Source organism: Acinetobacter guillouiae CIP 63.46, from assembly GCF_000368145.1.
GTDB lineage: Bacteria > Pseudomonadota > Gammaproteobacteria > Pseudomonadales > Moraxellaceae > Acinetobacter > Acinetobacter guillouiae.
The window spans coordinates 1,258,938-1,283,998 of record NZ_KB849283.1; the positions used below are offsets into that span (position 1 = coordinate 1,258,938).

General features: G+C 39.8%; 24 protein-coding genes. 16 read left to right on the forward strand and 8 right to left on the reverse strand.

What is annotated here, in order from left to right:
* Positions 1 to 2: 2 nt before the first annotated feature.
* Positions 3 to 1,487, reverse strand: a complete 1,485-nt coding sequence (locus F981_RS11045) for an aldehyde dehydrogenase family protein (RefSeq protein WP_004721518.1) — start codon at positions 1,485 to 1,487, stop codon at positions 3 to 5.
* A 291-nt stretch (positions 1,488 to 1,778) separates the two neighbouring features.
* Between F981_RS11045 and F981_RS11050 the strand changes: the two genes are divergently transcribed.
* From F981_RS11050 to tatC, 6 genes are all read left to right on the forward strand, one after another.
* Complete coding sequence (locus F981_RS11050) at positions 1,779 to 2,924, forward strand: fumarylacetoacetate hydrolase family protein (RefSeq protein ID WP_004721520.1); 1,146 nt, start codon at positions 1,779 to 1,781, stop codon at positions 2,922 to 2,924.
* Positions 2,924 to 3,877, forward strand: coding sequence for a C-terminal binding protein (locus F981_RS11055; protein ID WP_004721522.1), 954 nt, complete (start codon positions 2,924 to 2,926; stop codon positions 3,875 to 3,877). Before F981_RS11050 ends, F981_RS11055 begins: the two co-directional genes overlap by 1 nt.
* A gap of 25 nt (positions 3,878 to 3,902) precedes the next feature.
* Positions 3,903 to 4,664, forward strand: a complete 762-nt coding sequence (locus F981_RS11060) for an SDR family NAD(P)-dependent oxidoreductase (protein ID WP_004721523.1) — start codon at positions 3,903 to 3,905, stop codon at positions 4,662 to 4,664.
* 566 nt (positions 4,665 to 5,230) lie between these two features.
* The gene (gene tatA / locus F981_RS11065; RefSeq protein ID WP_004721526.1) at positions 5,231 to 5,449 is read left to right on the forward strand and encodes a Sec-independent protein translocase subunit TatA; all 219 of its coding nucleotides are present in this window, start codon (positions 5,231 to 5,233) and stop codon (positions 5,447 to 5,449) included.
* 17 nt (positions 5,450 to 5,466) lie between these two features.
* On the forward strand, positions 5,467 to 5,949 hold the full coding sequence (gene tatB / locus F981_RS11070) for a Sec-independent protein translocase protein TatB (protein ID WP_004721529.1): 483 nt from the start codon (positions 5,467 to 5,469) through the stop codon (positions 5,947 to 5,949).
* Entirely contained in the window at positions 5,946 to 6,731 is a 786-nt protein-coding gene (gene tatC, locus F981_RS11075) for a twin-arginine translocase subunit TatC (RefSeq protein ID WP_004721530.1), read from the forward strand. The genes tatB and tatC overlap by 4 nt, the downstream gene beginning before the upstream one ends.
* A gap of 118 nt (positions 6,732 to 6,849) precedes the next feature.
* Here the strand turns inward: tatC and F981_RS11080 are convergent, their stop codons facing one another.
* From F981_RS11080 to F981_RS11090, 3 genes are all read right to left on the reverse strand, one after another.
* Positions 6,850 to 7,965, reverse strand: a complete 1,116-nt coding sequence (locus tag F981_RS11080) for an NAD(P)-dependent alcohol dehydrogenase (protein WP_004721533.1) — start codon at positions 7,963 to 7,965, stop codon at positions 6,850 to 6,852.
* 33 nt (positions 7,966 to 7,998) lie between these two features.
* Positions 7,999 to 9,453: a benzaldehyde dehydrogenase gene (locus F981_RS11085; RefSeq protein ID WP_004721535.1), complete on the reverse strand. Its 1,455-nt coding sequence runs from the start codon at positions 9,451 to 9,453 to the stop codon at positions 7,999 to 8,001.
* Positions 9,454 to 9,548: 95 nt separating this feature from the next.
* On the reverse strand, positions 9,549 to 10,430 hold the full coding sequence (locus F981_RS11090; RefSeq protein WP_004721536.1) for a transporter: 882 nt from the start codon (positions 10,428 to 10,430) through the stop codon (positions 9,549 to 9,551).
* 632 nt (positions 10,431 to 11,062) lie between these two features.
* Here F981_RS11090 and F981_RS11095 point away from each other — a divergent pair.
* The 4 genes from F981_RS11095 (at position 11,063) to F981_RS23930 (ending at position 12,976) form a co-directional block, all read left to right on the forward strand.
* A complete protein-coding gene (locus F981_RS11095; RefSeq protein ID WP_004721539.1) occupies positions 11,063 to 11,377 on the forward strand; it encodes a hypothetical protein in 315 nt (104 codons plus the stop codon).
* Entirely contained in the window at positions 11,370 to 11,888 is a 519-nt protein-coding gene (locus F981_RS11100; protein ID WP_004721541.1) for a PAAR domain-containing protein, read from the forward strand. The genes F981_RS11095 and F981_RS11100 overlap by 8 nt, the downstream gene beginning before the upstream one ends.
* Positions 11,889 to 12,021: 133 nt before the next feature.
* Positions 12,022 to 12,636, forward strand: coding sequence for a hypothetical protein (locus F981_RS11105; protein WP_004721544.1), 615 nt, complete (start codon positions 12,022 to 12,024; stop codon positions 12,634 to 12,636).
* 4 nt (positions 12,637 to 12,640) lie between these two features.
* On the forward strand, positions 12,641 to 12,976 hold the full coding sequence (locus tag F981_RS23930) for a hypothetical protein (RefSeq protein ID WP_004721546.1): 336 nt from the start codon (positions 12,641 to 12,643) through the stop codon (positions 12,974 to 12,976).
* A gap of 84 nt (positions 12,977 to 13,060) precedes the next feature.
* Here F981_RS23930 and F981_RS11110 read toward each other — a convergent pair whose 3' ends face one another.
* The 3 genes from F981_RS11110 to F981_RS11120 form a co-directional block, all read right to left on the reverse strand.
* Positions 13,061 to 14,857 carry a sigma-54-dependent Fis family transcriptional regulator gene (locus F981_RS11110; protein ID WP_004721548.1) on the reverse strand — a complete coding sequence of 599 codons (1,797 nt, stop codon included), beginning with the start codon at positions 14,855 to 14,857 and terminating at the stop codon, positions 13,061 to 13,063.
* Positions 14,858 to 15,112: 255 nt separating this feature from the next.
* Entirely contained in the window at positions 15,113 to 15,808 is a 696-nt protein-coding gene (locus F981_RS11115) for an LrgB family protein (RefSeq protein ID WP_004721549.1), read from the reverse strand.
* Positions 15,805 to 16,197 (reverse strand): CidA/LrgA family protein, encoded by a 393-nt coding sequence (locus F981_RS11120; RefSeq protein WP_004721550.1) that lies wholly within the window; start codon positions 16,195 to 16,197, stop codon positions 15,805 to 15,807. Before F981_RS11120 ends, F981_RS11115 begins: the two co-directional genes overlap by 4 nt.
* 344 nt (positions 16,198 to 16,541) lie before the next feature.
* Here F981_RS11120 and F981_RS11125 point away from each other — a divergent pair, with 344 nt between their 5' ends.
* From F981_RS11125 to F981_RS23310, 3 genes are read left to right on the forward strand one after another with little or no spacing between them, the layout of a single operon-like run.
* Entirely contained in the window at positions 16,542 to 17,999 is a 1,458-nt protein-coding gene (locus tag F981_RS11125; protein WP_035372079.1) for a cytochrome ubiquinol oxidase subunit I, read from the forward strand.
* Positions 17,992 to 18,996: a cytochrome d ubiquinol oxidase subunit II gene (gene cydB / locus F981_RS11130; RefSeq protein ID WP_004721552.1), complete on the forward strand. Its 1,005-nt coding sequence runs from the start codon at positions 17,992 to 17,994 to the stop codon at positions 18,994 to 18,996. Before F981_RS11125 ends, cydB begins: the two co-directional genes overlap by 8 nt.
* A gap of 14 nt (positions 18,997 to 19,010) precedes the next feature.
* Positions 19,011 to 19,133: a DUF2474 family protein gene (locus tag F981_RS23310; RefSeq protein ID WP_004721553.1), complete on the forward strand. Its 123-nt coding sequence runs from the start codon at positions 19,011 to 19,013 to the stop codon at positions 19,131 to 19,133.
* 156 nt (positions 19,134 to 19,289) lie between these two features.
* Here F981_RS23310 and F981_RS11135 read toward each other — a convergent pair whose 3' ends face one another.
* Complete coding sequence (locus F981_RS11135; RefSeq protein WP_004721554.1) at positions 19,290 to 20,555, reverse strand: OprD family outer membrane porin; 1,266 nt, start codon at positions 20,553 to 20,555, stop codon at positions 19,290 to 19,292.
* 555 nt (positions 20,556 to 21,110) lie between these two features.
* Here F981_RS11135 and catA point away from each other — a divergent pair.
* From catA to F981_RS11150, 3 genes are all read left to right on the forward strand, one after another.
* The gene (gene catA / locus F981_RS11140; protein WP_004721555.1) at positions 21,111 to 22,055 is read left to right on the forward strand and encodes a catechol 1,2-dioxygenase; all 945 of its coding nucleotides are present in this window, start codon (positions 21,111 to 21,113) and stop codon (positions 22,053 to 22,055) included.
* Positions 22,056 to 22,140: 85 nt separating this feature from the next.
* The gene (locus F981_RS11145; RefSeq protein WP_004721557.1) at positions 22,141 to 23,397 is read left to right on the forward strand and encodes a GTPase; all 1,257 of its coding nucleotides are present in this window, start codon (positions 22,141 to 22,143) and stop codon (positions 23,395 to 23,397) included.
* Positions 23,397 to 24,950, forward strand: coding sequence for a GTPase (locus F981_RS11150; RefSeq protein WP_004721559.1), 1,554 nt, complete (start codon positions 23,397 to 23,399; stop codon positions 24,948 to 24,950). The genes F981_RS11145 and F981_RS11150 overlap by 1 nt, the downstream gene beginning before the upstream one ends.
* The last annotated feature ends 111 nt before the right edge of the window (positions 24,951 to 25,061 follow it).

Sequence of the window (25,061 nt, forward strand, 5' to 3'; positions counted from 1 at the left end):
AATCAATTCTCCACGCCGTGGTATAAACGAATATGTTTGAAATTAAAATATTCAAGCAATCCTTCACGACCATGTTCGTAGCCAACGCCACTTTGCTTACGACCACCATAAGCAGCATTCATTATTCCAGCGTCAACGTTATTGATCGCAACATTGCCATAGTCAAGACCCGCTGAAACCCGGTGAATTTCTGCCAAATTTTGAGCATAACAATAAGCCGCTAAACCATAAGGCGTATCATTGGCATAGCTGATTGCCTCATCCAAATCATCAAAAGGTGCAACCCCAACCAAAGGACCGAACGTTTCTTCGCTCATGACTTGCATACTATGCTTACAATCCGCGATCACAGTGGGACGAAAAAAATGTCCTTTGGCATATTGAGTCCCCTCTGGTGCTTTACCACCAGCCACCAATCGTGCGCCTTTAACCAAAGCATCTTGGAGATGGATACGCGTTTTATCCAAAGGTTCAGCAGATGCCATTGCGCCGAGATCAGCGGCTGGATTTTCCAAGCCGTTATCGACACTCAATGCATCAGCTGCCGCTGCAAGTTGAGTAACAAACTCCTCATATACTGCGCGATGCACATAGATGCGATTAATCGCAATACAGATTTGCCCACAATTACGGAAGCTACGACGTGCTGCACCTTTGACCGCTGCATCAAGATCGGCACTCGCAGTGACAATCATCGGGCAATTGCCACCCAACTCTAAAGACAGACGTTTCACTTGTGGGCAACTTTGTTGAATATGCAAACCCACTGCACTTGAGCCCGTAAATGCAATTTTATCCACTAGCGGATGCTCGACCAGTGCCTGCCCCACTTGTGAGCCTTTACCCGTCAATACATTGACTACTCCTGCAGGAATACCCGCTGCATGACATTTTTGTGCAATTGCCAAAGCAGTAAATGGCGTCAATTCAGCAGGTTTAATAACGATGCTACATCCAGCAGCAAGGCTGGCACATAATTTCCACCCCACCAACTCAGCGGGATAGTTCCATGGTGTAATTGCAGCAACCACACCAATCGGTTCACGTACCACTAAACTTTGGAATCCTTGTTGATCATTGGGAATAATTTCACCATGCACTCGCGTGGCTTCTTCAGCATAAAAATGACATGCTTCAGCGAGTTTTAGAATTTCACCTTTTGCTTCATTAACAGGTTTGCCTTGTTCCGCTGTCATGATCACTGCCATATTTAAGGCATCCGCAGCAATAAGGTCGCCTAAACGATGCAAAGCGATCGCACGCGTTTTTGGCACGAACTTAGACCATGAAGCAAATGCATAACGTGCAGCAGAAACAGCCGCATCAATCTCATCCGTTGTTGCTGCAGCAATATGACCAATCACCTCACCCGTTGCAGGGTTTAGCACAGGCAAGCGAGACCCTTTGCCTTTAGAAAATTTTCCGTCGATATATAAAGTACTGTCGAGTACAGCGATTGATTCAGCTAAAGCATTATTTTTCATCATTTACTTGACGCCTTCCTATGCGAGTAATCTTGTTATTCATTGTTAAAATATATAGTAATACTATTTTTATGCAAGAATAATTTATAAATTATCTGAAAACCCTTTTGAAAAACATCAAAACCAACAATAAAAATAAAATAATTTATAAATAAAAAACAAATAAATATATTAAAAACCCATTAATGTAAGCGAATAATATCTGCATATACTCAATACACTACTTGACCAAAGCTAAAATTAAAAAGTAGTATTACTAGATAGAAGAAATGATAAACAAAGGAAGGATTCTCCATGTTACCCACATCACTCAACAGCGCCAAATTGGTTGGTCGTGTTTGGCTTCCTCACAAAGGGCCATCGGTTGTCATCTTACGTGACAACATACTGATTGATGTCACCGAGTCAGTCATCTCAATGGCTGACTTTCTTGACTATGATCCTACTGGTCGTTTTGACCAACTCACTGGTGAAGTACTTGGAAAAATTGATGATTTAGTGCTTGATCCTACAGAAATGGGTTACCACGCAGATCGTCCTTGCTTACTTGCCCCCTGTGACTTTCAATCCTTAAAAGCTTGTGGGGTTACTTTTGCCAAAAGTATGGTTGAACGTGTCATCGATGAACGAACCTCGGGTGATCCTGCTCGTGCCGAAGCATTACGTCAACGTATAGGTACACTGATCGGTGGCAGTTTATCGAATATTCAAGCGGGTTCTGAGCAAGCAGCTGAAGTTAAAGCGACATTGATTGCTGAAGGTTTATGGTCACAATATCTCGAAGTCGGGATTGGGCCAGATGCAGAAGTCTTCACCAAGTCACAACCCATGTCTGCTGTAGGTTATGGTGCACAAGTGGGGATTAATCGGATTTCAGCATGGAACAACCCTGAGCCAGAAATAGTGTTGGCGGTGGATAGCCAAGGCAATATCCGTGGTGCGACGCTGGGTAATGATGTCAATCTACGCGATGTTGAAGGCCGTTCAGCGCTATTACTCGGCAAGGCAAAAGACAATAACGCATCATGTTCAATTGGCCCGTTTATCCGTCTATTTGACTCAGAGTTCACCCTTAGCGATATTGAGAATGCCACGCTTCACATGTCTGTAACTGGTGCAGAAGATGGTTTCAGCATGTCGGGACACTCCAATATGGCTGAAATCAGTCGTAAACCCGCGCATCTGGTCGCACAAACCTACAATGACTCGCATCAGTACCCAGATGGCTTTATGTTATTTTTAGGCACAATGTTCGCGCCAACACAAGATCGAGAAGGTCAAGGTTCTGGCTTTACCCATAAACCTGGTGACGTGGTCGAAATCTCAACTCCGCTTTTAGGCACATTACGCAATACTGTTGTTTATGCTGATCAAGCACAACCATGGACTTATGGAACCCGTGCACTGATGCGTAATTTAGTAAAACGAGGAGTGCTCTAATGAAATTAGTGGTCACTGATCAAGCCTTTGGCAATACACGACATGAGCAAGCGGCCGCGCAAGTTGCTGGGGCAAGTTTTGCAGCATTTCAATGCCGTAGTGAAGCAGAAACAGTACAAGCCGTTGCAGGAGCAAATGTAGTACTCAACAACTTTGCACCAATGACCCATCGTGTGATGCAGGCCATGGCAACTGGTGCAACCATTGTACGTTATGGGGTTGGTGTCGATAATGTTGATCTCGTCGCAGCAAAACAACTTGGGATACAGGTTTGTAATGTACCTGATTATGGTATAGAAGAAGTCGCTGATCATGCGGCTGCCATGACCTTGATGATGGCACGTAAACTCAATCAGTATGACCAAGGTATCCGCGCAGGTGAATGGAAGATCGATCGGATGGTTACGGGTATTCGTTCGTTGCGTAATACCACCGTAGGTTTAATCGGGCTGGGACGTATTGCGAAAGCTTATGTCTCACGCCTCGCTGCCTTTGGTTGTCATATGATTGGCTTTGACCCATATGTCACCGAAGCGCAAGCAAAAGCACTAGGCGTTCACTTAATGTCACAGGAGCAAGTGATTTCTTATGCCCATGTTTTATCGCTACATGTTCCACTGACCCCAGCAACACGTCATTTGATTGATGCTGAGGCGATGGCAAAAATGCCTCAGGGTTCAATCATTATCAATTGCTCAAGAGGTGGATTGATTGATGAAACAGCATTAGCCGCAGCCTTGCTCAGTGGACAAATCTCAGGCGCAGGACTTGATGTCTTTGCACAAGAGCCATTACCAGCAGACTCGCCTTTACGTACAACACCTCATTTAATCATGTCTCCACATGCAGCGTTTTTTTCTGATACATCGGTAGATACCTTACAGCGCTTAGCCGCTGAAGAAGCATTACGCTGTTTACGTGGTGAACCGTTACGATGCTCACTCATCACATAAAATGGAAAAGACAAAGAGAAAAGATATGGATTATCGCAAGAAAATGGACTTAAGCAATAAACTGGCACTGGTCACAGGTGCAGGTCAAGGCATAGGCGCAGCAATTGCTGAAGCACTGGCAGCGACAGGCGCCGAAGTTATTTGTACCGACATCTTACTGGATCGTGCAACAACAACTGTACAAGCGTTAAAAGCCAAGGGCTATCTTGCGCGTGCGGAAAGATTAGATGTCACGGATAGTGCAGCGATTAATGCGCTTGCTCAAGCTTTACCAGCACTGGATATATTGGTATGTAATGCGGGCATTGTGACAAACACCCCAGCTGAGCACATGACAGATGAGGAGTGGGATAATGTCATCAACATCAACTTGACTGGCATCTTTAAGACATGTCGTGGCTTTGCCCGTCAAATGCTGGATGCTGGACGAGGATCGATTATCAATATTGGTTCAATGTCAGGACAGATTGTCAACGTGCCACAACCACAATGTCACTACAATGCCTCAAAAGCAGGCGTGCATCATTTAACGAAATCTCTTGCGGTTGAATGGGCTCAACGTCATATTCGGGTGAATGCTGTTGCCCCCACCTATATTGAAACACCGTTATTAAAAAATCTTGAAAACCAAGATCACTTAGTCAATCAATGGCTGGATATGACACCGGCCAAACGTATGGGGCAAGCTCATGAAATTGCGTCTATTGTGCAATTTCTGGCTTCAGATGCCTCAAGTCTAATCACAGGTTCAATCATTACGGCGGATGCAGGCTATACCTGTATTTAAAATCAACACGCTCAATGCGATCTATTAAGCTTGGGCCTAACTCGAAAATAAAGGAAGATGATCTTATTCAAGCATTGGAACAGAATCAGATTATGGGGTATGGTACAGATATAGTGGATCAGCAATCCAGTTGAGCGGCTTGTTGTTTAATCAAGTCGAATAGCCCAAAGCAACTCAAGCCTCATCTGCTTAATTTATCCATTACAGGAGAGATGACTAAAACAATCACTGAAACATAGCAATGATTATTTTCAACGCTATTTCGATATTAAAAGACGATTTAAATAAGAATATTCCAAAGATTAAACGGAATTTAATTGACTGGACAAACAAAGTGAAAATGATGCTGAAAGAGAAAAAAATTCTTGTGAATTTATTGAAATTTTCTCTTTTAAAAACTTAACTTATAACCAACTCGCTCAAAACCTATTCATTTTAAATGCACTGCTTTTAATTGTAAGACTCTAAATGATTAGGTTATTTAAAACAATGAATTGAATCAATGGATGTTGATCTCAATACAGTAAAATCAATTCTCATGGACAGGAATAACAAGGGAGAACACTATGGCTGGTTTATCAATTTGGCATGTAATCATTTTTGCAATTGTGGTTATTTTATTATTCGGAACCTCTAAGCTTAAAAATATTGGTAAAGATGTTGGCGGCGCAGTCAAAGACTTTAAAAAATCAATGCGTGAGGAAGAAAACATCGCATTAAAAGAAACCAACACGCTTGAACATGAGGAGACCAAGAAACCATCCGACTCAACCATTAACAGCTAAGTTTAGGGATGATATAGATGTTTAATGTTGGAATGTCTGAACTTTTTGTGTTTGGCATTATCGCTCTTCTGGTACTTGGACCAGAAAAACTGCCAGAGGCCGCTCGTTTCGCGGGGAAATGGTATGCCAAACTCATGCATTTTGTGAACAATGCCAAACAAGATATTGACCGTGAACTCGGGTTATTCGAACTGCGTGAGCAAGTCCAACAAGAAATGCAGCGTATGGCAGAGCTTGAACAAAAAATGCAATCCCAACTTGCTGAACTTCGGCAGCAAACAGAGGCAAGCGACGCTAAACAACAGCTACAGAGCAGCGGCACTGAAAAAACAGCAAAGTTTAACAGTTTGATTTATTGTGATTTGTTGAGTAATCAAGCGTATTACTCAGTATTTACACCCCATTATTTGCAAAAAATTTTACAGCATCAACCACTATCTAATGATCATCAGACAGAGCCTAAAGCCTCATCTCCGGTAAAATTAAAGGTGATCGCATGAATACACAGCTCCCTCAATCTTCATCACCCGCTGTGATTGCAAAAGACCTACCGTCTGAAGAACTACAGCAAATGCCACTGATTGAACATTTGGTGGCACTTCGTCAACATTTGTTTAAAACGGTAGGGGTTCTATTCGCACTATTTTTTTGTTTATTGCCTTTTGCCAATCGAACATATCAACTACTCTCAGAACCGTTAAGAGCACAGCTTCCTGCCAATTCATCCATGATCGCAACAGATGTCACCGCAACATTTATGGCGCCATTTAAGCTTAACTTTTTTGTGGCGATTCTGCTGGCAATGCCTTTTATTATTTATCAGCTCTGGAGTTTTATTAAACCTGCACTTTATGAAAAAGAAAGATCACTGGCACTTCCCTTGTTGTTAGGTAGCATCCTATTATTTTACGCAGGAATTGCCTTCGCTTACTTTATTGTACTACCTTCTATTCTGCACTTTTTCATTAGCGTCTCTCCCGAAACCGTCGCACCCATGACCGATATCAATAGTTATCTCAGCTTTTGTTTAAAGTTATTTTTGGTGTTTGGGGTAACTTTTGAAATTCCAATGATCACACTTTTATTGATTTTGATTGGTGTGGTTAGCACTCAGAGTTTAATTGCAAAACGCCGCTTTATTATAGTGGGCTGTTTTTTTATCGCTATGTTTGTAACACCACCTGATGCAATTTCCATGATTATGCTTGCGATCCCAATGTGGTTATTGTTTGAGCTGGGTTTATTATTTGGAAAATTACTGGAAAAGCGAAGAAAGCTCTAAACTCATCCAACTAGCTTAAAACACTAAACCTCCAATCTAAGACTAAACCCAAAATTTAAACTTAAAAAACTTATAATCAAAGAAATGGCATGCTCCTCAATGAGCATGCCATGCAAGATTATGCAATTTTAATAATCGGTTTGAGTGTAATACCCTTGTGACTATCTATCGCAGCTTGATTGATTTCATCAAATGCATAGAATTTTACAAGTTGGTCAAAGGGAAATTTCCCTTGTTGATATAAGCGGACTAACTCAGGGATAAATTTCTTGGGCGAACCACTCCCCTCAACGACACCTAAAATCGTTTTCCCACCCAATAACAGATCATTTACATCAAATTGTGCAGTTGTGCCTAATTGAGGTGCACCTACCACGGCGATTTTACCTAAAATACCCAGCGCATCAACACCTTGTTTTAATATCTCAGGTCGCCCAGTAGATTCCAATGCAAAGTTGACTCCACCATCAGTAATCTCTTTAATCGCAGCCACAGGATCTTGAGTTTTACTATTGATCACATGAGTTGCACCCAATTGTTTTGCCAATTCCAAACGTGATTCAACAATATCAACAGCGATAATGATCGAAGCGCCACACACTTTTGCCGCAAGTAAAGCACTCAGACCAACAGCGCCGGCACCCCAAGTCACAAAACTACTGGCAGGTGTCACTTTTAAAGCATTTATACATGCGCCAGCACCTGTTTGAATACCACAACCTAATGGTCCTAATAGTTCAATTGGTACGTCTTTGGTCACTTTAACCGTGTTATTTTCACGACTTAAAGCATAGGTTGCAAAGGAGGATTGGGCAAAAAAATGATCATTTACCACGCCTTGATCATGGGTACAAAGCGCATGATTCCCTTCTGAATCTGCCCCACTAAAATTTCGTCCAAAAAACTCTGAACAATAGGCAGGATTACCAGTATTACATTGGGTACATTTCCCACAATAACCATAGCTTAAAACCACATGATCGCCGACTTGAAGCTCGGTTACGTTAGGGCCAATCGCCTCAATAATTCCTGACCCTTCATGTCCAAGGACGGCAGGCAGCGGTACCGGATAATATTGATCACGTACAATCAAATCGGTGTGGCACATTCCTGTAGCAACCACTTTTACCAATACTTCATCACCTTGCGGCTGACGTATTTTTAAAGCTTGCAGCTCAAAGTCAGCACCTTTACATGGGGTCACTGCGGCAATAATATCTTTTAATTCACTCATGGTATAACGTCCTGTCATGATTTATTTAATTGTTTAAAAAGGATAATGTGGCGCTTGAGCCTGTACTGTAATCCATTGCCACTGGGTAAATTCATCGGCATTGGCAGGGCCGCCAATACGCGTACCATTACCTGATGAACCAAAACCACCAAATGGATTGACCGTTTCATCATTTACGGTCTGATCGTTGATATGTAGCAAGCCCACTTTGAGCTGCGCACCGAGTTGCATACCTCGTCCCACATTGGAGGTAATAATGCCTGCTGAAAGCCCATAATCGCCGTCATTGGCTAATTCAATGGCCTGTTCATCTGAGCTAAACGGGATCAATACCGCAACAGGACCAAAAATCTCTTCACTAAAAATCGAATTGTTTGCAGTCACATCTGTCAGTACAGTCGGTTGAAAAAATACCCCATCGGCATGCCCGCCGATTTCCAATGTTGCGCCTTCATTAACCGCAGCACTGACCAATTGTTCTACACGTTGCGCTTGTTTAGCATTGATCAATGGCCCAATGGTGACATTCTTGTCACAAGGATTCCCTACCACAAAATTCTGCACTTTTTCAATTACACGCTGTTTGACCTGTTGATAAATTTTTTGGTGAATCAAAATCTTGCCAGAAGTCATACAAATCTGCCCAGAATGTAAAAATGCACCCCATGCAATATTTTCTGCTGCTAACTCAATATCCGCATCATCCAAAATAATCAGTGAGTTTTTCCCACCCAGTTCTAGAGAAACTTTCTTTAAGGTCTTTGCCGCATTCGCCCCAACAATCCGTCCAACTTGGGTTGATCCCGTAAATTGGATACTGGCAATATTTTGATCCAAAGTCAGTGCTTCACCAACTTCTACCCCACCTGGCAATACATGCAGCAGCCCCTTTGGTAATCCTGCAAGTTCAAAAATCCGTGCAATCACATAGCCACTGCACACTGCTGTACGCTCATCAGGTTTTAACACCACCGCATTACCAAAGGCCAAAGCAGGTGCCACAGCACGTAAAGCTAAGTACAGTGGAAAGTTAAATGGAGAAATGACCCCAACAACACCTAAGGGCAAGCGTTTCGCTATACTTAGTTTGCCATTTTGCGTAGGTAATAATGTGCCCTGTTCATTTGTAGGTGAAGCAATACAATGTTTAAGCACTTGAATCGCAATACTCACTTCAAAGCCTGCTTTCAGTTGTAATGAGCCACTTTCCTTAACCAGCCACTCAATCACTTCCGCTTGATTTTCTGTCAGTAAAGCAGCAGCTCGCTCAAACACTGCCTGACGCTCTTGATAATTTAAAGCCCACCACTGTTGTTGAGCGGCTTTGGCTTGTTGTGCAGCACTCACCACATCAGCGGCAGTGGCATAACCGATTTCACCAAGCACTTGACCTGTTGCAACCTCAATCACACTGTAGGTGTCTTGGGCTGACTGCCATGAACCGTTAAATAATTTTTTATCCCAAAGCTCTTTTGTGAATATAGACATGATGACCTCTTCAAAATTTATTTAGACAATTGCTTTACTGTTCCAACTGCATCCTTGTAAAAATGACGCAATCAATGTGTTACACCTGCTTTAAATTAAAAAATGTAAAACACACGAAAATTTAGACCGTAATCTTTCTTAAATCCGCTTTCTGTTCGTGTGTCTGAAAGCAACTGTGCACTTAATTGAGTTTTTGCATTCAGCATTTGCTGAAACTCCAATCGCGCTTGTTGCTTTTCCATGTTCTGATCCAGTTTGATTCCATCCAGCTGTTGTTCACCCCCATAATTTGCGGCATAACCGAAGGCGATTCTCTGTTTAGAATTCAAGTCGTAACGTAAGTTAAATTGAGTTTGATAGCTGGTCGCTTGTGAAAGTGTTTGATCACCCTTTCCTGCTTCATCGTTGTCTCCATACCAAATCACATCTTGATAAAGTTCAAAAGCAAACTTGCCATATAGCGGCTGTACCCATGCCAGTTGAAGATCATACTTAAATCGATTTTCGCCTAAATTCACCGCATCATTTCGATCATATTGCCCAACTGGCAAATAAATAAATGGGGTAAATGCCAGATAACGACCCGATGAACCTTGTTCAGGTTGATTAATCAACCAAAATGCAGAAGCAATCACTGGATCTGCAAAACCTGAGGCATTGTTTAAATCAGTATCGCCAATTTGCGTATGCCGTACTGTTCCAAACGGTAAAATTATTTGAGGTGTTGCACGTAACCCAGCGATGTCGGTGTAATGAATAAAGCGCGCGATACCGATATCCGATTTAGATTCAGCTCTGGTTTTTTCACCATTTTGATAATAACCCTCCATTTGACTATGTTGATAATAGAACACACCTGCATTGGTGCCTTTTGGCAACGCTGTATAATCCCCCACATTTACATCAATCGCATGGCTATACTGTACAAACATGCCACTCAACATAAGAAGCAGGCTATTTTTATTGCTAAAACGCATTATCTATTCCCTTTAGTTTCAAGCATCCTTTTCACTGCTCATTGCACTTGTTTAAATTTTGAATCAAAAATCAATCTATTTATCCATGACGAATCGACCATCTACACTTGATAAATCGACTGATAGATTTGTTTTAATCAAATATGAGCCATAGAATATTTGCAGTTAGCGTGCCAATATTTTTATAATTAATAATCATAGACTTAAAATAAAGTCACATTCCCAATGTCCAATAAATGAACAGCATTGAGAAAGCGCTGTCCAATCAATGGACAATCACTGGGGGCCTAAAACAAGGATGGGTTAGCGATGTTGACGAGTAGATGAAATATCTTCTAAACAATTAAATATGGCGCTTGTTGAACTGGTCGTGAACGATAAAGCAAAATTATGTTAGTAAGACAAAAATTAAAATATAAGTTATTAAAAAACACATATGACTAATTCTTAAATTTACTATTTTAATAAATCGTACGATCAGAACATGAAAGCTATAAAAAGACTGTCATTACTTTGAGTAAATAAATTTAAATTATTAAATATAATTAATAATTCAATTAAATTTGTCTTAATATTTGGTTTTATGTTTTAATCTCTATGTTCTTCATTCAATAACAATAATTGGACTAAGTATGACGAAACCTAAATTTTTACATGAACTACCAATTGAACAGTTAAAACAAATGTCTCAACAAGACATAAAGCAAACAATAAAAGCAGAACAGCTTTATTTTCGACATAGGCCGAAAAAGATCTATTACCTTGCGGTAAATAGAGCTAAAAGCAAAAAAGGTGGATTAGTTAAAGCGAGTGCGTTAGTAGGAAGCTTCTTAGAGAATGGTGATGAGATTGTCGATAGCCCTAATAACTCTGTAGCTATAAATATCTTTATCGGTGATAAGGCCCCTGAAGGCTTTTTGTGCCAAGAAGGTGTTAATCATGGCTAAAGGTTTTGCAATTCATAACTCTATGACAAATCATGGAGGAATCATTCAAGCAACACAACAACGAACCTCTCAAATGGGAAACCTATTTCTACGTGCTGGAGATGGTCACTTTTGTCCTAAGTGTAAATGCTGGTCTACAATACAACCAAGTCATAACCATATCATTATGGACGGAAAACCAGTCGCTTACGTTGACGATCTATTAAGTTGTGGAGCTAAAATTTTACCTAAACAAGATCATGTTGTTGGAACAAGTCAAGGGGAAAACTATAGTAAGAATACAAACTCATCAAGCTTTTTAGCTCAAGGCTTAACTCTATATTCAGGTCAATATCAGTTAGTAAATAATTCAAATAATCAACCCTATAGCAATGTAAAATACATTGTTACCTATGCTGATGGTCGTACTATTGAAGGTGTCACTGATGAAAATGGCATGACAGAAAAACTAGAATTTACAGAAAAAGCAGAAGATATTGAAATTAAACTTTTTGAGGCTGATTCATGGTAGATCAACATCAGACTACAACAACCAAAATTGCAAAAGTAGAAATTGTAAAATTAAAATCACCTACCCGCCTCGTCCTATACGGTGGTGCCCGATCTCTTGGAGATAATGGGGCTTTTTTTCATGCCTCTAAAATGTGATTGCTGATTATAAAAATGATCTACCTCTGAAATCTTATTTTATTTCAAATGGAATGAGGCAGTTTATTGATCTAATAAATGTTCAACCTGAAAATTCCATTCAATCTTTAGACGTTTTTAGCCATGGTTCTGATCTAGGTCTTTATAGTGTGATTGGTGCTTCTTTAAAAAAATCAATGACATTTGAATATTCTCAGTCAAATAATTTATCATCTAATTTATATAGAAATAGATCAACAAAATTGGATCAATATGAATTTTTTGGTGGAGCTAATTGGAGAAATTCATTCATTATTTCAGACATTAATTTTAAAGTTTTTACAAATGAATCAAAAATAGAAATACATGGTTGTAATAGTGCATTTGATGGAGAGCTAGACACTCTTAGCTCTTTAATATCAGTTGCTTTATTCAAAGCTGGTAAAAAAAGAAGTGTTGTTATTGGGCATGCGGATTTTGCTAGTCCAAATAGAGGGGGGACAAAGGATATGTCTAAACAAGATTATCGACATGAGACACGAATAATTTATAATAATGGTAAAGTCATTGCTAAAACACGCAGAGAAGGTCGTCTTTCAGCCGAATTTATAAAAAAAGCTTTAGGAGGGTGAAGTCGTGGAAAATTATGAATACTGGGTTAACGTTTATTCTGCTGTTTTTTCAATATTAATTATATCTTTAAGCTTAAATTCTATTATTTTTATAAAAGATAAAATTAATAAAGTACTCTCTTTTTTTGTCTTTACTGGTCTATATTCTTTAATTTTAAGCTACTTTTTTGAAAAATCTTCAATTGGTTATACACAACAAGAACTTTTACCAACGTTTATTTATAAAGGATATAATTCTCATATATTCCAAGGGAATACATATTTGTTAATAACTTTAGTCCTTTTCATTCTATTAATTATAAGACTATTAATTAATAGAAAAACCCACATGGACAAGTAAAGGATTGATCATCTTGAATTTTTCAGGCTCTCTTTCAGCTGAATTTATAAAAAATGAACTAAAGGGCTGAATAGAAAATTACAATTAATTGCCAATATATTTATAAATCGTTGTTCTTGAGATATTTAAGCGCTTCGCTGTCCTTGCGATATTGCCATTTTCTTCTTGTAACACCTGCACAATCATTTGCTTGGTCAAGCTATTTAAGTTTTTATTTTCATCTAATATCAGTTGCTTACTTTGCTGCTGAATCGCTAAATCAGCTTCAGGTAAATATAAATGATTTAAAATTTCACTGTCTTTAAATGCTGCGGATAGCTTCACTACATGAATTAATTCACGAATATTTCCTTCCCATGCGTGCCTATTAAATTGTTGTTCTACATGGCTCGACCATTGCGCTATACCAAATTGATCCAGAACGTGATGTAAAATAACCTGTTTATCTTGACGTAAGCGTAAGGGTTGTAAATGTACCTGAAAACCGCAAATACGATAATATAAATCACGGCGGAATGACTGCTGTTGTATTTTACTTTTTAAATCCTGATGTGTTGCACATAACAGTTTAAATGCTGACTTGATCGGTTTACGTCCTCCAACCCGATAGAACTGCTGATCTTGTAGCACTCTTAAAATTTTCACTTGTAAATGTAAAGGCAAATCACCAATCTCGTCGAGAAAGAGTATGCCCTGATCTGCCAGTTCAATTAAACCTTTTTCGCCTTGCCGTTTAGCACCTGTAAAAGCGCCGCCTTCATAACCAAATAATTCTGCTTCAAGCAAATGATCTGGTATTGCACCGCAATTAATCGAAATAAAAGGTAAATCTACATCCAGCTTCTGATGTAACTGCTGAGCAAAATGATCCTTACCTGTACCTGTTTCTCCGGTAATCAATACAGGAATATCGGCTTTTAATGCTTTCAGCGCCTGATCAAGCAAATGCTGTGTCGTGATTTTGCTTGTTTCATTCTGCAACCGCCCATTCACACTACGTAGCTGGGCATAAAAAAATGCATGGTCAAAACTTTGAATAAAAAAACAATCACTCGAATTTAATGGATTCAAATGCTCAGTGAGTAAAAAATGATCCATTGGTTGCTGCAACAATTGCTCAATAGAACAATTTAGCAGTTTCAACGCCATTTGGTTGGCTTTGAGGATTTTTCCTGATTGATCCAGTACGATCATGCCCGTATAGGCATTGTCCAACAAATCTTTAGAATGTTGAAAATAAAGGACCCGTTGATCAGGTTGTAGTGCTGCCTGAATAATCTTATTTTCCAAAATATAACTTTGGTAAAGTAAGTGACGCAACCAATTGCTCGCCAAAAGCCCTTGTGGTGAAGTGATATCTAAAGCACCGAGTACATCACCACAGCCATTGAATATCGGAACCGATGCACAAGAATAATTTGAAAACTCATCTAGATAATGTTGATGCCCTGTCATGATCATAGGCTGTTTAGACATCACACTACATGTCGGTGCAATCGCACCAAACACAGAGGGCTCAATAATACGACCCGTGCATAAATAATGATATTGGTCATCTAAATCAGGATTGTGACGTTCAGCAATAATTTTAAGCTGATGATTAATTAAGAAAACGATAACATCCTGTTGCCCAAATAAGCGCCAGACATCATTTAATACACCTTCAGCCAATGCGGCTAATTTTATATCGCCCTGTGAAAGGTCAGCGACAGGAAACTCGTCTAAGTCAGTGATTTTGGAGAAAGGACTTAAGCCCGAATTTTTTGCACTTTCCCAAAGCTGTAAAATAGGTGAATCTCGTTGCACAATCTCTGGCAGTTCTCCAGTATTGTAAAAGTTATATTTAATATTTTGCCAAGAAAATTCAGATAACCCATCCATAAGCCTATTCCAAATCCAGCAGTTGCTTTCGATCATCCCTTTGATGATCCCAATATAAAATCACCCTCTCTAGAATATGACAAGGGCTAAATACAATTAAATATGTAGCACAAAATCTGCATCATCACAAAATCCCATACGGAGATTTAAAATAAATACTCATGTAAATCAATTATATTTCACATTGCATACTGTCTTTAAATGCAGTCTAGACTTCATTCTTAAATGTTATTTTTCAATCTAAATAAAATGAAATCAAACAATATGTTTAATCAATGAAATCATAAAGGGCGCAAACAACACCATGATGATTCCTGAAATAATCATGGATAGACTAGCAATCACTCCTTCTAACTCATGACGTTGTCTTGCTCGCGCAATCCCCATCGCATGAGCGGCATTTCCTAGAGCGGCGCCTTGTGCAATACGGTTTTTATAGCGCATCCATAACAGTAAAAAATCACCAAATAACATCCCCACTAAGCCTGTTATGACCGTAAACAAGGGAATTAAACTGATTGAGCCGCCAATTTTTTCAGTCAATTCCAAGGCAAATGGAATAGAAATCGAACGTGCCAAAAGACTATTTTTCAAAATTTCGTCGAAATTGAACATACTTGCCAATAGCCAACTACTTAAAATCCCCACCAGCATAGACACACTAGAACTGATGATTAAAACGAAAAAATACTGTTTGACGATCGCTCTATAACGAAATACAGGAATCGCAAATGCCACTGTAATTGGTCCTAACATGGCAACCAAATATTGGGTATATTGGTAATAGTCTTGAAAGCGATGCTGAAATATAAAGATCAAAATAATACTAAGACTCGGCACCACAATAATCGGAGAAAAATATATTTTCTGGGTAAAAACAAATAAGCGCTTTGCCAAGAAGTAACACAGTACCGTCCAAAGCAAGTAAAAAATTCCCCACAACTCCGTCATTCCATATCATCCTGTTGCAAGAATATTTTCACCATCAACACAGAGCTTGCCATCACCAAAGCTGTACTGAGTAAAATCACCAGAAATATTTTCCAACCACTGATCAAAAGCAATTGCTGATACTGAATCACACCGACCACTGGTGGAATAAAAAACAGCAACAGCTCACCCAATAGAATATCTGCACCTAGACTCACCTTTTCCAAGTTAAGCCATTGCATTTTCAATAAAATCAGCAATATAAAAAAACCTAAAACACCTGATGCAATGGGTAAATTCAACAGTTTTTGCAACATATATGCAAAACCCCAAATCGCTATAATCAAGCTGATTTGGTAGCTCGCGCACTTAATGGTGGTTAACTCAGATATTGTATAAAACACTGTCATTTACATCCGTATATTCATCATGACTCAAGCTAAATTTAACGGTACATACCTTTTTTCAACTTAAAATTGAGTGATATATCCATAGTTTGCAGTGCATTAAAGAAAAAATATAGCAACAAAAACAGCCGATAAAAATATAACAGTTTAGCCATTTTTTAAAAATCTGTTATATTTTTTCTCCTCATTTTCTGTACCTACATCCCAACTAAATAATGGTGCAAGATCATAATAATTATTTCTAAGTAGGTAGTTTTTATGGAACGATCTATGGTTTTTTCCAAACTTAATCATGACGGTCATGGGTCTATAGCGATCCAATGCCTCAAGCAACGATGGGGCATGCAATGAGTCTCGGATTAACTGCACTAGAACTGGCAAGAATTCAGTTTGCTTTCACTGTGTCTTTTCACATTATTTTCCCTGCAACCTCTATTGGTTTAGCCTGTTTCCTTGCACTGCTGGAATGGAAATGGTTGCGTACACAAAACCCAGTTTACAAAGACCTTTTCAAATACTGGATTAAGATTTTTGCTGTTGCATTTGCTATGGGTGTTGTTTCAGGCATTGTCATGGCCTACCAGTTTGGTACCAACTGGAGTGAGTTCTCGCGTATCTCAGGGAGTGTGACGGGGCCATTACTCACCTATGAGGTTTTAAGCGCATTTTTCTTAGAAGCAGGCTTCTTAGGAATCATGCTTTTTGGTTGGGGCCGAGTCACCGCAAAAGCACATTTTTTTGCCACACTTATGGTCGCCATTGGAACCTGTATTTCAATGTTCTGGATTTTGTCCTCCAACAGTTGGATGCAAACACCGCAAGGCTTTGCAATAGAAAATGGCATCATTGTTCCGACGGACTGGTGGGCAATTGTATTTAACCCATCGTTCCCCTATCGCTTTGCACATATGGCAACAGCTGCATTTTTAGTGTCTTCATTATTGGTTGTGGGCACAGCTGGCTGGCATCTGCTTAAAGGTCGTCGTGATGAATTAATTAAAAAATCATTCTCTATGGGTTTATGGATGGTACTGGTAACTTCTTGTTTACAGGTAGTTATTGGCGACAACCATGGTTTAAATACCTTAAAACACCAACCAGCGAAATTGGCAGCAATTGAAGGACACTGGGAGACCAACCGTGACCATGCGATGCCACTTCTGCTGTTTGCGACACCAAACATGCAACAAGAAAAAAATACAACTGAATTCGGTATTCCCTATTTAGGCAGTTTGATTCTAACCCACTCCTTAGATGGCGAAGTCACTGGATTAAAGGACTTTGCAGCTGAAGATCGTCCAAATGTAGTCATCGTTTTCTGGAGCTTCCGTGTCATGGTGGGTCTTGGCATGTTAATGGTGCTGCTGTCTTTAACAGCCTTATGGCTACGCAAAAAGAATCGGCTATACGAGTCTACATGGTTTCATAAATTCGCCATTGTGATGGGCCCAACGGGTTATATCGCTTTACTCGCAGGTTGGGTTACAACAGAAGTAGGAAGACAGCCTTGGGTGGTTTATGGCGTATTACGTACCAAAGATGCGTTATCGCATACCGTAACAGCAGACCAAGTGGGACTCAGTCTGATCATTTTTGTACTGGTGTATACCGTTGTATTTGGTGCAGGGATTTATTATATGTTCAGACTCATGAAATCTGGACCTGAGTTTTTAACTCATTTAGATCCTGAAATAACAGGTTTAGGGCATTTTAAAACCCCATTACGCACCCTCAGTGCTGTGGATGATCCAATCGATGGACAACAAGCGCCGCTAGATCAAAATAAGGAGAAACATCATGATTGATCTCGCTTTAATATGGGTCGGCATTATCGGTTTAGGTGTACTGATTTATGTAGTGATGGATGGCTTTGATTTAGGCATTGGAATTCTCTTTCCATTTATTCCAGACCGACAAGAACGTGATGTCATGATGAATACGGTCGCCCCTGTCTGGGATGGTAACGAAACATGGATGGTGCTTGGCGGCGCGGGATTATTTGCAGCCTTTCCGCTGGTCTATTCTACGGTACTCTCTGCTTTATACCTTCCCATTATATTTATGGTGGTCGCATTGATTTTCCGTGGTGTTGCCTTCGAGTTCCGCTTTAAAGCAACTCGAACCAAATACTTATGGGATCAAGCCTTTATTTGGGGATCGATCTTATCTAGCTTTTTCCAAGGGGTTATCCTTGGTGCATATATCCAAGGTATTCAAACCACTGCGGGTATTTATAGTGGCGGTGTATGGGATTGGTTTACCCCTTTTTCACTTTTCACTGGTTTAGGTGTTGTTGTCATGTATGCCACTTTAGGTTGTGGCTGGTTGATTTTAAAAACGGAAGCGCGTTTACAAGACATCATGTATACGCTGATGCCAAAGCTGTTAATTACGTTAATGATTATTTTTGCTGCCGTCAGTATCTATACCCCGATCACACATCCTGAAATTGCCCAGCGCTGGTTTGCATTACCAAACCTTATATATTTCAGCCCTGTGCCTATTTTAGTTATACTCTTTTCTGGTTTAATTTTACATGCTTGTAAGCAACGGCACGAGGTCAAACCTTTTGTCTATACGCTGGCATTGGTTTTTCTAGCATTTACTGGATTTGTAATTAGTTTATGGCCCAATATCATTCCACCTTCAGTTTCAATTTGGCAAGCCGCTGCACCAGAATCAAGTCTTAAATTTACCTTGGTCGGCGCGGCAATTCTGATCCCAATTATTATCGCTTATACCTTCTTGTCTTACTGGGTTTTCCGAGACAAAGTCCGTATTGGTGATGAAGGCTACCATTGATCAAGGAGTTTTAGATGAACAAATACATCAAACAACTCAACCCTGCAACATGGTTTATTTTGTTGTGGTGTTTCGGTTTTGCAGCATTGGCTTTAATTGCTGGTTTATTTAGATTAATGCTTAGTTTTGCCTATTAGGCATATACCTGTTGATGATCTGACTAGCGAAGAAAGGATAAGCATTTAACTATGCTTATCCTTATTTATTTGGACGCTTAAATATCCTGACTGCTAAAGATGATGCCCCATATTTTTAATAAGGGGCATCATTCGATTTATCGGATTGAGCAAAAATTAGAATTTAAAGGTATAGGTTGTGATAAAACGATTTTCCACAAAATCTCTACCTGGAAGGTTTCCAACACCATATTTAATATCAGCATCAATATAGCGCCATTCCACTCCAAGTCCCTTTAACCATCCTTCTGGAACAGTATAGTTTACAATCAAATTTTTCTCGGTTTCTTTATTATCCTTAAAGCCAGCCCGATAAATGTCACTACCATTCAAATAACGCAAGGTCAGTTTCAAGCCCGGTACGCCATGATCTTTAAAGTCATAACTATATAAGGCATGCCAAGTAAACTCTTTCGCTTTATAAAAAGCAATTGCAGACCAAGTCTGTAAATATCCCTGTGGGACATAACCATTTAAAAGTGGAATATTATCCTCACCGAAATGTTTTTGCACACCCGCTAAAAAGGTATTTGGACCATGTTGTGCACTCGCTTGTAATCCTACAGACTGGACATCGATATTTCCAAAATAAGCATCGCCATCCTCTTTATAATTAAAATAGCGTGCATCTACTTTTAGCTTGGTCTCATTGACTTTTTCTGTATAAACCGCATTGAAATAGTGTTGTTGGTAAATATCTTCCAACTGACCAAACCAGTATGAACCAGTGAAGTTTGGGGTGAGCTTATAGTCTAATCCGATAAAATTTAAACCATCACTTCTTTTGTTGGGATCTGTGGAGTTGCCCAAAGTGAATTTTCTATATTCATCATCATCTCGGGCATTGACATGAGTAAAACGACCTGCGGACAGTTTTAAATTTTGAATGTCTTGGCTTTCTAACATTACCCCAGCATAGGTCGTGACCAATTGTCGAGAATCATCAATAAATAAAACCGGTGTTTTTGGAAAAAGCTCCCCCACTTTAAGCTCTGTATTTTGATATTTAAGTTTTAAGGTGGCCCCTAATTTTAAATAATCCCGTGCTTGTTGGGCTTCACTTTTGTCATATTTAAAAACGGTATCTAAACGTTCATCATAACGATCATTTAAACGTAGGGCATATTGAAAACCAAAATCCAAACCAACTTGTAGCGCAGTGTCGCTATAACCCGATTCAAAGCGCCCAGATGCCGCCTGCGACCAACTGCCGAGGTCATGTTTGGTATCTTCGTAGTCACGTTCATTATAGAAATTACGTAAATAAATACTGGTGTTACTCTCTTCTAAAAACTCGGCATAAGCAGCATCTATACTCAGACATCCAAACAGCGTATAAAGTGCAACTCGTTGAGTTCTATAAAGCAGATCTAGCTTTAACATGGGAAATCCTTTCCTGAATCTTTGAAATTCTTGTTGTGTAAGTTCTAGGGTGTTCTTTGTCTTATCCTCCAGACAAAAACTTTTGCACTTCCTTAAAATATAAATAAATTCAAAATGATATAATTAAGAAAATACATCAGCATTACTCATTATCAGAATTATTAATGTAATTTTCCATGTATAATATGGTATATGTTTATACCTTTTCAGTCATACCACTGCTATTTCAAACCTAGATAAACAATTTTTTATGTATAAAAACATTTTAAGATTTTGAAAAATAAATATTTTTTATTATTTTTAATGATCTAACAACATGGTTATTTTCAAGCTATAGCATGACAGCATCACAGTTTTATGATTTGAGCGGGTTAAATATACCTTTTAAGTATTTAAAGATACCGAATTCAGTCTAGATAAGGGGATTACATTCAATTAAGGTATATAGAAGGATTTATGAACCAAGCAAGATTAGGAATGATGCTGGCTCAACGCACAACATATCTTAAAAGATATGACGCAAACCAGCATTATGGCAAGATTAAGGAGATAGCCATGACAGCCAATAATATTAGAATTTTCGAGACGGAAGAAGTACAGAATTTCATTAACCTACTCAGCGGACTTGAGCAAGACGGTGGAAATCCTCGTACTAAGCAAATCATTCATCGGGTGGTTTCTGACTTATTTAAGACCATTGAAGATTTAGAGATTTCTTCTGACGAATATTGGGCTGCAATTGCATATTTAAACCAGCTAGGTACCAGTCATGAAGCAGGCTTACTTTCTCCTGGTTTAGGTTTTGACCACTTCCTTGATATGCGTATGGATGCAATTGATGCCGCTTTGGGTATTGAGAACCCAACTCCGCGTACCATTGAAGGCCCACTTTATGTCGCAGGTGCACCTGTTGCCCAAGGTTTTGCTCGTATGGATGATGGCAGTGATCCAAATGGTCATACCCTGATTTTGCACGGTACAATTTACGCTGCAGATGGTCAACCACTACCAAATGCACAAGTTGAAATCTGGCATGCCAATACCAAAGGTTTCTATTCACACTTTGATCCAACTGGCGAACAACAGCCTTTTAACATGCGCCGTACCATTATGACAGATGCTCAAGGTCAATACCGTGTACAAACGATTCTGCCTGCAGGTTATGGCTGTCCACCAGAAGGTCCAACTCAACAATTGTTAAATCAATTAGGCCGTCATGGTAATCGTCCTGCACATATTCATTTCTTTGTATCTGCAGATGGTCATCGCAAACTAACCACGCAAATTAACGTTGCTGGCGACCCGTACACTTATGATGACTTCGCCTACGCAACACGTGAAGGCCTTGTGGTTGACGCAATCGAACATACAGATGCAGCAGCGATCCAAGCCAACGGTGTTGAAGGTCCATTTGCCGAAATGGTATTTGACCTCAGACTTAGCCGCCTTGTAGATGGTGTTGATAACCATGTGGTTGACCGCCCTCGCCTACAAGCTTAATTCAGCTAAAAGTCATTTTGTGAATCTTGAAATCAGGCGAGCTGTAACGGTTTAGCCTGATTTATTTTATGGAAAAGATATTTAGATGGATATTCATACTTTTGATGCAGCAAGCAATACTATTTTAACCGTTGTTCCTGAAGATGCGAAAGCTCTGGCTCGACTGCGTGCCATTCTACAGGCGGGGCAATTTCCAACGGTTACAGTGATTGGCAAATATAATCACGGTAAAAGCCGGCTGTTAAATGAGCTTATTGGTCAAGATATTTTCTCAGTTGCGGATAAACGAGAAACGGTGGCCCTCTCCGAACATCTGCAACATCATATCCGTTGGTTAGATGCACCGGGTTTGGATGCTGATGTGGCGACAATCGATGATCAACTTGCTCAAGATGCGATGTGGAATAAAGCAGATATTCGCCTAATGGTCCATTCGGTACGTGAGGGTGAGTTTGATCCTTATGAATTACACTTATTCCAGCAATTCGAGCAAGATGCAAAGCAAACCCAACGACAAAGCTTACTGCTGCTTACCCAAATTGACCAGATTCCAGATCAAACCATTTTAGCGCAGATTATTGGCAGCATTCAAAATCAAGCACCAACTGCAACTGTACTACCTGTATCAGCTACACGGCACCGTCAAGGTATCGAAAATTCCAAACCCGTACTGGTACAACGCAGTGGTATCCCCGAACTACAACACACACTTCATCGGATGCTTGAGCAAGTCCCCGCAATACGTCAATTTGAAAAAAAACAGATCATTGTTGATCTAAAAACGCGCTTATCCCAACACCTAGAAACCATTCAAAGCAACATTCAGCAACTTACAGCAACCTTACAGCAGCAACGCCAAAATTTTGAGCGTGATCTCAATCAAATATTAGATAAAGTACGTCAAGATTTACAACCGGTCCTACAGATCTCTGGGCAGGATAATTCGCTAGAACCAGATTCTTTTGCCAATATGTATAAAGTAACCGCAGGCAAACGTGATCGTAACCGTATTCAAGTGGCTTATTCTCGTGCCTGTATCGAAATCAATAGCCATCTGGTGCACTATGGTGTGGTGGGTTTACCTGATACGCAAAAAAGTAATGTACGCAGTCTAGATACGGTCATGGTTGCGGTGATGGGTGTCTCGGTCAAACTGCGTAAAGATCTCAATCTTATTTTTGTCGAAGAATCAGGTCGTCAGCGTTTACGTGGTGAATTTGCCCATTATTTTGAATTGTCTTCTGATCGAATGCAGTTGCAACAGCAATTACTTAATTTGCAGCAGCAACAGCAGCTCATCATACAAGCCCAACAGGCATCAACCACTTTGGAGCAGGTATAATGACCGTCCATGATTCGATTCAGACGCTGATTGCGAGCACCGAAGCTTTTGATCAGCAGGAACAGGACATCATCCTGCATTTAAATAAGATGCACACTTGGCATCAGCAACTGGCGATCAATCTCAATAAACAACGTATCAATCCCATTGGACTGACATCATATAGTCAGATTGCCCAAGACATCGCAGTACTCAATTCTCAGCTTGAAAGCTATCTCAGCCATTGGGAAACACAATTAGAAACCCTACATGCTGCACAATCCATCGCAGATCATTTTGACGATAAGATTATTTTGCTGATTTTCGGAAAATTCAATGCGGGTAAAAGTTCATTCTGTAATGTATTGGCAGAGTGTTTTCACAGACGTCAGCAAAGCGTTGAATATTTTTATCTCGACTCAGGTCAAATTATCCATAGTCAGGAGCGTTTTAAAGAAGGTGCCACAGAAACCACCACACGCTTACAAGGCGTTTGTTTAGCGAATAATCTCATCCTGCTGGATACGCCAGGACTCCATTCCGTTACGCCAGAAAATGCCACATTGACCCAACGCTTTATGGATAGTGCGGATGGTGTCCTTTGGCTCAGTAGTTCCTCCTCACCCGGTCAGGTCAAAGAATTAGCGGCTTTGGGGCAGGAATTACGCCGACATAAACCGTTATTGCCAGTGCTTACACGAAGTGATTATTTTGAAGAAGATGAAGTTGATGGCGACATTTGCCAGATTCTATGCAATAAAACCTCTGACCAACGTTATCTGCAAGAAACCGATGTTCAAACCCGTGCTATTGACCAACTGATCACAATGCGAGTTGATCCTGTGCTGTTGCAATCGCCAATTTCAACCTCCTCTCAGATGTTGAAAAATGCGGATTTCAATGATCAGGCTATGCAAATGACAGGTTTTAATCGTTTATTTGATGCACTTTTACATTTGATCCAACCTGCTCTGGCTTATAAACAGCGTAAACCTGCGGAAGCCTTGTTACATCATTTACAAGAACAAATTCTAACGCCTTTACAACTTGAAGTTGTGCCACAACTGCATCAATTACAGCAGCAGCTAAGCAATGCTAAGAGCGCCTTAGCACAACATAAACAGCAGATCATTACCCAAACATGGCGTAGTATGATTGCAACCCTGCCAAGCTTATTAGAGCAACATGCCGAGCAGCAAGCGGTGGATGAATTGTATAGTGCACTGACCCAACAGGCTCAACAGCTTCTATCACAACATATTGCAAATACTTTATCGGATTATCAACTGCAATATGCCCCTCTCAATCCGTTACAGTTTGCTGAGCATCTGGCGTATGAAGTGATTTATGCTGATGATGCAACCGAGATCTTAGCCATTGGCCATGACCGTTTATATAGCGAGATCTCACATAGTTTGTGGCAAAAGCTTGATCTATATAGCGATGAAGTTATCGCACAATGCCAAGAACTGCTAAGCAATCTTCAAGAGCAAATTGCCATCATCCAACAAGGCTTAATCAATGACGAACAGGAACTACAATACATTGCGAATTCATTAAGAATGCAAGGATAAAGACTGATAATGTCATTTTAAAATCATTGCTTTCAAATAATTAACTCAATAGATCTCATGCATAAATCAAAAAAATGATCATGTTGAGTGAATCATATTGGTATTGAAAGT